General features: G+C 58.8%; 10 protein-coding genes. 2 read left to right on the top strand and 8 right to left on the bottom strand.

Annotated elements, in window-relative coordinates; genetic code table 11:
- Positions 1–325 precede the first annotated feature (325 nt).
- On the bottom strand, positions 326–1,798 hold the full coding sequence (locus tag H8S59_RS23645; RefSeq protein WP_187522998.1) for an aldehyde dehydrogenase family protein: 1,473 nt from the start codon (positions 1,796–1,798) through the stop codon (positions 326–328).
- A 207-nt stretch (positions 1,799–2,005) separates the two neighbouring features.
- On the opposite strand from H8S59_RS23645, the gene H8S59_RS23640 reads away from it, so the two are divergent.
- On the top strand, positions 2,006–2,869 hold the full coding sequence (locus H8S59_RS23640; RefSeq protein ID WP_187522997.1) for a GNAT family N-acetyltransferase: 864 nt from the start codon (positions 2,006–2,008) through the stop codon (positions 2,867–2,869).
- A gap of 15 nt (positions 2,870–2,884) precedes the next feature.
- Positions 2,885–3,598, top strand: a complete 714-nt coding sequence (locus tag H8S59_RS23635; RefSeq protein WP_187522996.1) for a cupin domain-containing protein — start codon at positions 2,885–2,887, stop codon at positions 3,596–3,598.
- A gap of 145 nt (positions 3,599–3,743) precedes the next feature.
- Here the strand turns inward: H8S59_RS23635 and H8S59_RS23630 are convergent, their stop codons facing one another.
- The 7 genes from H8S59_RS23630 to H8S59_RS23600 all read right to left on the bottom strand — a co-directional run bounded on the left by H8S59_RS23630 (position 3,744) and on the right by H8S59_RS23600 (position 10,415).
- Entirely contained in the window at positions 3,744–4,613 is an 870-nt protein-coding gene (locus H8S59_RS23630) for an aldose 1-epimerase (protein ID WP_187522995.1), read from the bottom strand.
- A gap of 31 nt (positions 4,614–4,644) precedes the next feature.
- On the bottom strand, positions 4,645–5,559 hold the full coding sequence (locus H8S59_RS23625; RefSeq protein WP_187522994.1) for an EamA family transporter: 915 nt from the start codon (positions 5,557–5,559) through the stop codon (positions 4,645–4,647).
- A gap of 149 nt (positions 5,560–5,708) precedes the next feature.
- Positions 5,709–6,989 (bottom strand): TRAP transporter large permease, encoded by a 1,281-nt coding sequence (locus tag H8S59_RS23620; RefSeq protein WP_095098564.1) that lies wholly within the window; start codon positions 6,987–6,989, stop codon positions 5,709–5,711.
- Complete coding sequence (locus H8S59_RS23615; protein ID WP_095098560.1) at positions 6,990–7,517, bottom strand: TRAP transporter small permease; 528 nt, start codon at positions 7,515–7,517, stop codon at positions 6,990–6,992.
- 82 nt (positions 7,518–7,599) lie between these two features.
- Positions 7,600–8,610, bottom strand: coding sequence for a TRAP transporter substrate-binding protein (locus H8S59_RS23610; RefSeq protein WP_187522993.1), 1,011 nt, complete (start codon positions 8,608–8,610; stop codon positions 7,600–7,602).
- A gap of 54 nt (positions 8,611–8,664) precedes the next feature.
- On the bottom strand, positions 8,665–9,552 hold the full coding sequence (locus H8S59_RS23605; protein WP_187522992.1) for a glucurono-1,5-lactonase: 888 nt from the start codon (positions 9,550–9,552) through the stop codon (positions 8,665–8,667).
- Positions 9,553–9,587: 35 nt separating this feature from the next.
- Positions 9,588–10,415, bottom strand: coding sequence for an NAD-dependent epimerase/dehydratase family protein (locus H8S59_RS23600; protein WP_187522991.1), 828 nt, complete (start codon positions 10,413–10,415; stop codon positions 9,588–9,590).
- Between the last annotated feature and the right edge of the window lie 133 nt (positions 10,416–10,548).

The raw sequence follows: 10,548 nt of genomic DNA, 5'->3' as shown, positions 1-10,548 counted from the left end.
AGGTAGGAGGCAACTTGTTGGCGAGGCGGTATCAGGAGAAATGTCTCGCGAACAAGTTCGCTCCTACCGTTGCACGCGGTGTTCAGGCTTGCCGCTTTCAAGGTAGGAGGCAACTTGTTGGCGAGGCGGTGTGTCAGGCGAGATGTCTCGCGAACAAGTTCGCTCCTACCGTTGCAACGCGGTGCTCAGGCTTGCCGCTTTCAAGGTAGGAGGCAACTTGTTGGCGAGGCGGTGTGTCAGGCGGGATGTCTCGCGAACAAGTTCGCTCCTACCGTTGCAACGCGGTGTGCCAGGCTTGCCGCTCTGAATCTGTGTTTTGCTGCTATTACTGCGCGATATCGATCAACACGCTTTTGAACCGCAGATTGGCTTCAAACGCCTCACGTCCCAGGTCCTTGCCAATGCCGGAACGCTTGTAGCCTCCGGTCGGCAGGATGTAATCGTTGCTGCGCCCGTAGCGGTTGACCCATACCGTGCCGACTTCCAGCTTGCGAATCAGGCGCAGCGCCCGGTTCAGATCAGCCGTGTGGACGCCTGCGCACAGACCGTAGGTATCGTGTTCGGCCAGTTGCAGGGCTTGCTCTTCGGTGTCGAATGCCTGAATGGTCAGCACCGGGCCGAAGATCTCCTCGCAGACTGCCGGGCTGTGGCTGTCCACTGCGGTCAGCAATGTCGGCTGGTAATAGGCGCCGCCCATGCCTTCGAACAGCCCGCCACCGGCCAGCACTTCCGCACCCGCCTGACGCGCACGCTGGACGATGTTGTCGATGCGGCTGCCCTGCAGGTGGGAAATGATCGGCGGCAGCGTTGCGTCTGGTGACCAGGTCGGGCCGGGACGCAAAGAGGCAAAGTAGTTCTGAAGATGCTCAATGAACGGCTCCATGATCGAGCGTTCGATCAATAGCCGCGATCCCGAAACACAAACCTGTCCCGCATTACCGGTAATGGCCAGAGCGACAGTACGAGCCGTCTTGGCCAGGTCAGGAATATCAGCGAACACCAATTGCGGACTTTTACCGCCCAACTCCAGCGTCACGGGTTTGGGGCCCACCAGCGCGCAGGTGGACATGATGCTGGAGCCCGTCGCCGTGGAACCGGTAAAGGTCACTTTCGAGATGCGCGGATGACGACACAGCGCGTCGCCCGTTGTCCGGCCGTCACCCTGTACCACGTTGAACATCCCGGCTGGCAGGCCAGCCTGCACCGCCAGTTCGGCAAAGCGCAGGCTGGAAAATGGCGTCAGTTCCGAAGGTTTGAGTACCACGGCGTTACCGGCTGCCAGCGCCGGGGCGACTTTCCAGTGGCCCATGCTCAGCGGGAAATTCCACGGTGCAATCGCTGCAATCACCCCGTAGGGCTCTGCGATCTGCATGCCCAGGCGGTCGCTTTGGGTCGCCGCTACTTCACCGCCATGCTTGTCCGCCAGCTCGGCGAAAAAGCGAATCCCTTCGGCGACATAAGGAATGTCCCAGGCCAGCACATCTTTATGTGGCCGGGTCGAACCGACCGCTTCCAGCGGACCAAGAGTCGCGCCGTCAGCTTCAATCAAATCGGCCCAGCGCCGCATGACCCGGGCTCGCTCGCGAGGCGGGCGGCTGGCCCAGTCACTGTGCTTGAATGCCTGCCAGGCATTACTGACCGCTTCGTCCACCATGTCGGCGTCAGCAATCGGCAGTCCGGCATAGACCTGCCCATCGGAGGGGCGCAATACGTCCATGCCTGACTGGGCATCGCGATAACGGCCACCGATGAAGTGCGCGCTGCGAACAGCAATTTGACGAGGATCGAAGCTATCCATGAAGGACTCCAGCCGATAAAAAGCGAGGTGTCCATCCTAGGAAAAAACAGCAAGCATTTGCTGCCGACCTTTGTGTCGTTTTAAGCAGTTACTGTGGTAAACGGCAGCGCGTTTTGCGCAATCTGCCGAATCGTTGCGAGCCTCTTGCCATGAGCGGTGGACAGATGGGATACAGGCGTTATTGCCCCTTTGACCGGAGAGCTTTTCATGGCCGACTCGCAACGTTCTTCCTACTCGTATCGCCCGATGACCGTCGACGATGTTGACGCAGCGCACCAACTTTCCGTCCAGTTGAAATGGCCGCATCGTCGCGAAGACTGGGCGATGCTGCAGCGCGTCAGTCAGGGTTTCGTGGCCGAAGATAAAGGGCGCGTGATCGGCAGTGCATTCACTTGCCATCAGGGGGGATTTTCAACCATTGGCCTGGTGATCGTCAGCGATGAATATCAGGGCAAGGGGATCGGTCGGCAACTGATGAATCTGGCCATTGAGGCAGCCACACCTCGCACCGCCATTCTCAATGCGACCCTGGCCGGAGCGCCGCTTTATGCGAGTTTGGGGTTTGTGGATTTCGGCAGCGTCGAACAGCGTCAGGGCCAGGCGCCGGCCGAGGCACCACCAGCGCCCTCGCTGGCGTTCAGCGAAAGCTGCCGCTCAGTGAGCGAAGCGGATTACCCGCGCCTCTTTGAGTTGGCCAACGCAGGCAGCGGGCTGGATCGCACGCAAGTGCTCAAGGACCTGCTGCCGAGCGTCGAGCACTCGGCAGCTATCGAGCGCAATGGGCAGTTACAGGCGTTCGCTTTGTTGCGTCCGTTTGGTCGCGGCCTGTGCATCGGCCCGGTGATTGCCCAGAACGTGGAGCAGGCCAAATATCTGATCAGTCAGCTGCTGTCGCGAGTGCCGTATTCGTTTGTGCGCATCGACATCCCGACTGACAGCGGCCTGGCGGACTGGCTGGATCACGCCGGTCTGAAAGCCGTCGACAGCGTTACGCAAATGGCCAAAGGCGAGGCACCGCAGGCCACTGCGGGCGTCGCACAGTTTGCCCTCGTCACCCAAGCCGTTGGCTAATCCGGAGAATGTTTAATGTCACAGCTAAAAGCTTTGCTGTTGGTCCGCGCTGACGGCAGTCAAATTGATACCTCTTTCAATCACGGTGCCTTGAGCGCGGGCGATCCGTTCTCTGACCTCCGTGAGATTGCTTATGTCGGTGATGATGGCGTGAGTGCCGGTGTGGTCAGGGGAGGAGGGGGGTGGAGCTCCGAAGCCTATCCGTTCACGGAAATGCTGGTGGTCCACCGTGGCCGTGTCGCCTTGCGCAGTAAGGGTGAAACCCTCGAAGCCGGACCTGGTGAGAGCGTGGTCGTGGAGCAGGGCGTCGCCTGTCAGATTGATGCAGCAGAGGGGAGTCTTTGGGCTTTTTGCGCACTTAGTGGCAGCAAGCCGTCGACACAACCGGCGCTGACCTGGATCTACAAGCGCGTTGCGCTTGCACCGTCGGCAGCCCCCGAGGCCAGCATCCTGATTGGCCCGACACCGCAGTGCCGTTCACACAACGCCTATGAAGACCCGAACAGCTCTTTGCGCATCGGCGTCTGGGATTCGACGCCTTATGCCCGCGGTGGCCGACCGCACAAAGTCCATGAGTTGATGCATCTGATCGAAGGGCAGGTGACGCTCACTGGCGCAGACGGCGAAGCTTTAACCGTGAACACCGGCGACACTGTATTCGTTCCGCAAGGCGCGAGCTGCGCGTGGCAGAGCGATGTGTATGTGCGTAAGTACTACGTAGTAGTTTGATTGCCCTTATCGTTTGGATTTTTTCCCTGTTGGAGCGAGGCTTGCCCGCGAAGAACGATAACGCGGACTACCTGCCCCACCGCGGCGATTGATTCGCGGGCAAGTCGGATTGCCGCCCACTCGCTCCAACAGAATTCCGTGATCCTTAAATCGCCCGGTAACTCAGGCTGAACCCCAGCTCTGCCGACTCCCCCTGCCGTAACAAGCGCAACCCCGGATGTCCCGGCAAGTGGTGGGCATTCACAGGGTGGCTAACAGGCTCGAAGCAGAAAAAATCCAGCCCCGGCGGGCAGAACACCAGAAAGACTTCACTCCCGGTGGCCCGGCATTCAAGCTCATAACCCAGGTCCGGCTGGCTGATCAGGCCATTGCCATCCCATTCGGTAAAACCGTTATCGAGTCGGGTTTGTGGCAGGCTGTTCAGCGAATTGAAGTCCCACTCGGCCGGTATGTTTTCCAATTGAGTGGGCAGCCCGTCTTCATCCGTCAGCCAGACCTGCGAAGCCTTGGCCTGTAACCGGGTGTTGGCGGTGCGTGGCAGATAAGGATGCAAGCCCAGCCCGTGCCAGGCGGCCCGCGAGTCCAGGTGGGTCACCTTCAACGTGATGCTCAGCGTGCCGTCCAGCAGGCTGAAGCGCAGTTGCGCGCGATAAGCGAAAGGAATGCTGCTATTCAATTGCAGGCAGGCATGTTGCGGGCTCTGCTCAATCACCTCCCATGGTTGCTGCCAGGCGCTGCCGTGAATCGGCAACGCATCGTTAGCGCTGTTGGGCTCAAGCGCGAACCAGCCATCAGGGCTTTCAAAACCCCCGTCGCTGATCCGGTTTGACCAGGGCGCCAGCGGATAGCAGGCCAGTTTGCGCGCTGTTCCGGCGCTCAGGGCGTCGTCGTTGCTGGGGCGCAGCAGCGGCTGACCACTGGCAATCACATTCCAGTTAACGATGCTGCCGCCGGTTTGCGGGGCGAGTGTCAGTCGGGTGATGCCATCTTCCAGGGTCAGGATTGCCGGGTGCATGATGATCCGCCGTGTGTGTACAAATAAAGGCTCAAGCCGCTTTGCGACGCCAGGTCAGCAGCACAATGCCGGTGACCACAATCAGACCGCCAATGATCTGGCCGCCGCTGAGCAGCTGATCAAGAATCAACCAGCCAAACAACAGACTCGCCACCGGCTCGATGTTCATCACCGGTGCGTTGCGGGCCATGTCCAGACGGTTTACGCAAATGAACAACAGGGAAAATCCCACGCCATAAAGCGTGACCAAGCAGGCCAGAGCGGTCCAGCCGGTGGAGGAAGACGGCAATGAAACACCGCCCGGCAGCACGCCGCTGAAACCCGCCAACGCAGCGGCGCTGAATACGATCAACATGGTTAGCATGCTGCGCACGGTGCCGCGCAGGGACGAGAGTTTATGGTCGGTGATCCACAGCGCGCAGGCGAAAACACCCGCTGCGCCGAAGCCAAAAGCGATGCCTTCAAGCCATTGAGCTTCGGTGCTGTGTTGGCTGGACAAGCGCTCTGGTACGTCCAGTGCGAAGACCAGACCGATCAGAATAAAACCCATCAGCAGGGCGGCACGGCCAGTCGGCTTCGCACCGCCCAAGGCCCAGGTGAGCAATGCCAGCAGGATGGGAGCAGCGTTGGCGATCAGCAACGCCAGCGCGACTGGAATACGGGCAACAGCCGAGTAGATGCAAAAACTTTGTGCGGCGATAAGCAGGCCCAGCAGCAATTGCCAGCGCCAGGTTCGAGCGGTCAGGTTTGGACTTTCCCGCTGCCAGAGCACCAGGCCGGTCAGGACCAGCAAGGTCACGCCCGAGCGACACAGAATCGCCAGCAACAGGCCGGTGTCATGGTCGAAGGCGATACGCGCTGCAATGTGGTTGCCTGCGAAAGCACAGGCGAGAAGGGCGAGGAGCAATACAGCGATGTGGCGGGGAAACAAAGCAGGAGCAGACATGAGCAACCAGCCTCCTTGGCTGGGGGGCGTAGCAGTAGCCTGTTGGAGCGTGGCTTGCCCGCGAAGAACGATAACTCGGTATGTCTGCAATACCGCAGTGATCCATTCGCGGGCAAGCCTCGCTCCAACGAGGTTTGCGTCAATTTCTCTTACAACACCACACTCGGCAACCACAGGGAGATTGCAGGGATGTAGGTCACCAGCATCAGTACCAGGAACAGCGCCACGTAGAACGGCAGCAGAGCTTTCACGGTGGCTTCGATGGTGACTTTACCCACCGCAGCACCGACGAACAGCACCGCGCCAACCGGCGGTGTGATGAGTCCGATCCCCAGGTTCACCAGCATGATCATGCCGAAGTGCACCGGGTCCACGCCTACACCGACGATCACGGGGAGCAGGATTGGGGTCAGGATCAGGATCAGCGGTGCCATGTCCATCACGGTACCCAGCAGCAGCAACATGACGTTGATGCACATCAGGATCACGTAACGGTTATCCGACAGCGTCAGGAACGCTGTGGTGATCTTCATCGGGATTTCCATCAACGTCAGGATGTAACCGAAGCTGGCGGCGAAACCGATCAGGATCATCACGATGGAAATGGTGCGCGCTGCCCGGTGCATCAGCTTGGGCAGGTCACGCCATTTGTAGTCGCGGTAGATGAACATGGTGACGAAGAACGACCAGACCACGGCAATGGCCGCTGACTCGGTCGCCGTGAAAATACCCGACAGAATACCGCCGAGGATGATGACCATGGCCATCAGACCCCAGAGGGCTTCACCGGCGATTTTGATCGCCTGACGCAGCGGGATTACTTCACCTTTCGGGTAGTTACGCTTGCGGGCGAAGATCATGCACAGGCCCATCATCACGGCGCTGAGCAACAGGCCCGGTCCGATACCGGCCATGAACAGCGACGCAATGGAGACCGTGCCGCCAGCCGCCAGCGAGTACAGCACCGAGTTGTGGCTCGGTGGTGTCAGCAAGGCTTGAACCGAGCCGCTGACTGTGACTGCCGTGGAGTAGTCACGAGGGTAGCCAGCACGTTCCATCTCCGGAATCAGTACCGAACCTACCGAGGCAGTGTCCGCAACCGAGGAGCCGGAGATGGCGCCGAAGAAGGTCGAAGCAACGATGTTCACCAGCGACAGACCGCCGCGTACGAAACCAACCAGTACCGCAGCAAACGCCACCAGCCTTCGAGACATCCCGCCTTCGGCCATGATCGCGCCCGCGAGCACGAAGAACGGAATCGCCAACAGCGAGAATTTGTTCACGCCGCCTGCGATCTGGATCATCAGCGCGTCTGCTGGAATATCAATCCACCATGCGCCGATCAGCGCGGAAAGACCCAACGCGTAAGCGACCGGCATGCCGATCAGGATCAGCGCGATAAAGCTGCCTAACAGTATTAAAGCGTCCATTTATGCGGCCCCTTCACTTTCTTCAATCACATCGAACCGCATGACAGCCCGGTGGCTTTGGTCGCCCAGAAAAAGTCTTTCAAGGACGAAAATCAGGGTCACGATGCCGCCAATGGGAATGGGCAGGTACGAGATGCCAACACGCAGGAACGGCAGCTCCCCGATGTATTGATTCCAGGTGGTACCGCAGAGCTTGAAGCCTTTGATAATCATGAACAGCGCGACGGTTGCCATCAAAACTTGCACCACCACCGCGGCAACTTTGCGTACCTGAGCCGGCATACGATCGACTGCCATGGAGACGGCCATGTGCGCACCGGCACGGTAGCTGGCAGCTGCACCGAAGAAGGTGAATACCACCATCAGCAGAATGGCGGTGGGTTCAGGCCAGCTGGAACCGCTGCCCAGTACGTATCGGGCAAAAATGCCCCACGGAATAATCAGCGTCATGATCAGAATCGACATACCGGCGATCCCGACACAGACTCGGTAAAGAACGTCGTTGAAGCGCAGCAGCGTATTTTTCATGGAGGCTCACCACAGCGGCGGCGAACGAGCTTGCGCTCGCCCCCGCGGCGTTATCGGACTGGCTTATAGGGCTGCTTGGTGGTTACTTGGATGCGGCCAGAGACGCGTCGGTTTGCACGGCCTCGATGCGGCTGATCAAGTCTTTGTACGGCGCACCGAACTTGTCGCGAACCGGCTGAGTGGCGTCATAGAACGCTTTCTTCTGCTCAGGCGTCAGGGTGATGAATTCCACGCCAGCGGCCTTGAGTTTGGTTTCCGCATCTGCAGAAGACTTGTCCCACAGCACGCGCTCTTCGGCCTGTGCTTCACGGGCCAGCTTTTTCACCAGCGCCTGTTGTTCAGGCTTGAGCTTGTTCCAGGTGTCCTTGGCCATCACGATTGGCTCAGGCAGGATCAAGTGCTCGGTGATGGTGAAGAACTTGGCGTTCTGATAGTGGTTGTGCTGGTAGTAAGTCGGCGGGTTGTTCTCTGCACCATCGATGACGCCAGTCTGCAAGGCGCTGAAGATCTCGCCGGTGGCCATGGCGATACCGTTACCGCCCATGTCGTTGATGGTTTCGATGAACACCGGGTTGCCTTGAACACGGATCTTCATACCCTTCAGGTCGGAGATCTGGCGTACCGGCTTCTTGGTGTACAGGTTGCGAGTGCCGCCATCCATCCAGGCCAGAGCGACCATGTTGAAGTTGGAGTTGGTGATCTTGTCGAGGATTTCCTGACCGATTTCACCGTCGATGATGGTGCGCATGTGCGCCTGATCGCGGAATACGAACGGCAGGTTGAAGACGTTCACGTCAGGCACTACCGGGCCAACGATGCCCAGGCTGACGCGGGTCATCTGAATGGCGTTGCTCTGTACCTGCTCCACCACTTCTTTTTCGGAACCCAGCACGCCACCGGCGTACATCTTGAAGCTGATCTCGCCTTTGGACTGCTCTTCGAGCTTTTTGCCCATGTTCTGTTCAGCCACTACCGGGGCATAACCGGCGGGGTGAACTTCGGCGAATTTGATTTTGACTTCTGCCTGGGCCAGGCCCGACATACAGAAGGCCAGCGGAAGTGCGGCGATGAGAAGCTTGCGTTTGAAATCCATGGATAACTCCAATTTTGTTGTTTTTGTGGTGCTGGTGGATTTGTGTGTGATTCGTTAGCCCTTGAAGGCAGGCTCCTCAAGGCCTCTGACTCCGGGTCTCAGGGCAAAGACGCCACCGGCCAATGGCTGGTCGCTGATATCGCCACCGGGGCGAATCGAGGTCACGAACAGCGTGTCCAGCTTCGGCCCGCCAAAGGCGCACATAGTGGGTTTCTTCACCGGCACAACCAGTGATTGGTCAAGCTTGCCAGCTGGTGTGAAGCGGTGAATCAGCCCGGCATCATTGCCGCAGATCCAGTAACAGCCTTCGGCATCGACCGCTGCACCATCAGGGCGGCCCAGATAGTGATTCATGTCTACGAAGAGGCGGCGGTTGTGGGGCGTGCCGCTGTCGGTGTCGTAATCGAACGCCCAGATTTTTTGCACGCTGGGGTGCGAGTCGGACAAGTACAGGGTCTTGCCGTCCGGGCTGAACGCCAGACCATTGGGCACGATGAAGTCGGTGAGTTGTGCCGTGAGCGTTTCGCTCTGGCCTGCGCTGTAGCGGTACATCGCGCCGACCGATGCGCCTGCGCCCATGTCCATCAACATGGTGCCCGCCCAGAAACGGCCTTGGCGATCACAACGCCCATCGTTGAAGCGCATGCCAGGCAACGCATGCTCAACGCTGGCTAGAGAAGAGCCGCTCAAGGTGCCGTCGGCTGTTTCAGTCAGGCGATAAAGACCGTCTTCCATGCCGGCAATCCAGTCGCCATTGTCATAACGGGCGATGCAGGCAAGCATTTGCGGTGCTTTCCAGCTTTGGCTGCTTTCATCGGCCGGATCCCAGCGATGCAGCATGCCTGCCGGGATATCGACCCAGTACAGGGCCTGTTCCCTGGCGCTCCACACAGGACTTTCGCCTGTCGCGTTTTTTGCGTCGAGAATCAATTCAGCATCCATGTCGCCCAGTCCTTTTATTATTTTTTTATCGGTGTTCAGTCGTCGCCGAAAGGTCCTGATGCAACGAAGGCGCCGCCTTGGTAAACCATCGCAGGGTCGTCAGCGGCTGGCATGGGCTGCGCTTCAACCTTGTCACGAAACTGTTCCGAGCTGTCCTTGGGGTGGTAACCAAGATGGGCTGCGTAACGGTTATCCCACCACACGTTGCTGTTGGCGGAAGCGCCATAGACGATGGTGTGGCCGACGTTAGGCGCATACAGCGAGCGCTCGATGAGTTGCGTCAGGTCGTCGAAGCTTAGCCAGGTGCTCATCATTCGACGGTTTTGCGGTTCCGGGAACGACGAGCCGATACGGATGCTCACGGTTTCAATGCCGTAGCGGTCGAAATAGAAGCTCGCCATGTCTTCGCCGTAGGATTTGGACAGGCCGTAGTAGCTGTCCGGGCGGCGAGGGGAGAGCGCGTCGATGGTTTCATCCTGCTTGTAGAAACCAATGACATGGTTGGAACTGGCGAAAATGATGCGCTTCACGCCGTGGCGGCGTGCAGCTTCGTAGATGTGGAACACGCCACTGATGTTCGCGCCGAGGATCTCCTCGAACGGACGCTCAACCGAGACGCCGCCGAAATGCAGGATCGCGTCTACGCCTTCAACCAATTGATGAACGGCTTGCTTGTCGGAGAGATCGCAGGGTTGTAGTTCTTCGCTTGCGTCAATGGCGGGGGCCATTTCGCTGATATCGGACAGTCGCAGGACCTTGGCGTAAGGCCGCAGACTTTGCCGCAGAACCTTGCCCAGACCGCCTGCTGCGCCTGTCAGAAGCAAGCGATTGAAGGGAGTTTGGGCGGTATGAGTCGTTGTCATGAGAGTCCCTTGCCGTTCTTATTAGTTGTCATCTGTTGTCGTATGACTTCCGGTGATTATTTGCAGTCGCTTATGGCTTTGTCAACGCGACTTAGGTCGAAATGATGGATCTGAATTCTGTGGTAATCCCTGT

The sequence above is a fragment of the Pseudomonas folii genome, from assembly GCF_014357575.1.
Taxonomy (GTDB): domain Bacteria; phylum Pseudomonadota; class Gammaproteobacteria; order Pseudomonadales; family Pseudomonadaceae; genus Aquipseudomonas; species Aquipseudomonas folii.
This window is presented reverse-complemented; position numbering and strand designations above follow the sequence as displayed.

Coding starts and splice junctions, on each gene's coding strand:
- H8S59_RS23645 (WP_187522998.1), bottom strand. CDS start 1,798: ATGGATAGCTTCGATCCTCGTCAAATTGCTGTTCGCAGCGCGCACTTC.
- H8S59_RS23640 (WP_187522997.1), top strand. CDS start 2,006: ATGGCCGACTCGCAACGTTCTTCCTACTCGTATCGCCCGATGACCGTC.
- H8S59_RS23635 (WP_187522996.1), top strand. CDS start 2,885: ATGTCACAGCTAAAAGCTTTGCTGTTGGTCCGCGCTGACGGCAGTCAA.
- H8S59_RS23630 (WP_187522995.1), bottom strand. CDS start 4,613: ATGCACCCGGCAATCCTGACCCTGGAAGATGGCATCACCCGACTGACA.
- H8S59_RS23625 (WP_187522994.1), bottom strand. CDS start 5,559: ATGTCTGCTCCTGCTTTGTTTCCCCGCCACATCGCTGTATTGCTCCTC.
- H8S59_RS23620 (WP_095098564.1), bottom strand. CDS start 6,989: ATGGACGCTTTAATACTGTTAGGCAGCTTTATCGCGCTGATCCTGATC.
- H8S59_RS23615 (WP_095098560.1), bottom strand. CDS start 7,517: ATGAAAAATACGCTGCTGCGCTTCAACGACGTTCTTTACCGAGTCTGT.
- H8S59_RS23610 (WP_187522993.1), bottom strand. CDS start 8,610: ATGGATTTCAAACGCAAGCTTCTCATCGCCGCACTTCCGCTGGCCTTC.
- H8S59_RS23605 (WP_187522992.1), bottom strand. CDS start 9,552: ATGGATGCTGAATTGATTCTCGACGCAAAAAACGCGACAGGCGAAAGT.
- H8S59_RS23600 (WP_187522991.1), bottom strand. CDS start 10,415: ATGACAACGACTCATACCGCCCAAACTCCCTTCAATCGCTTGCTTCTG.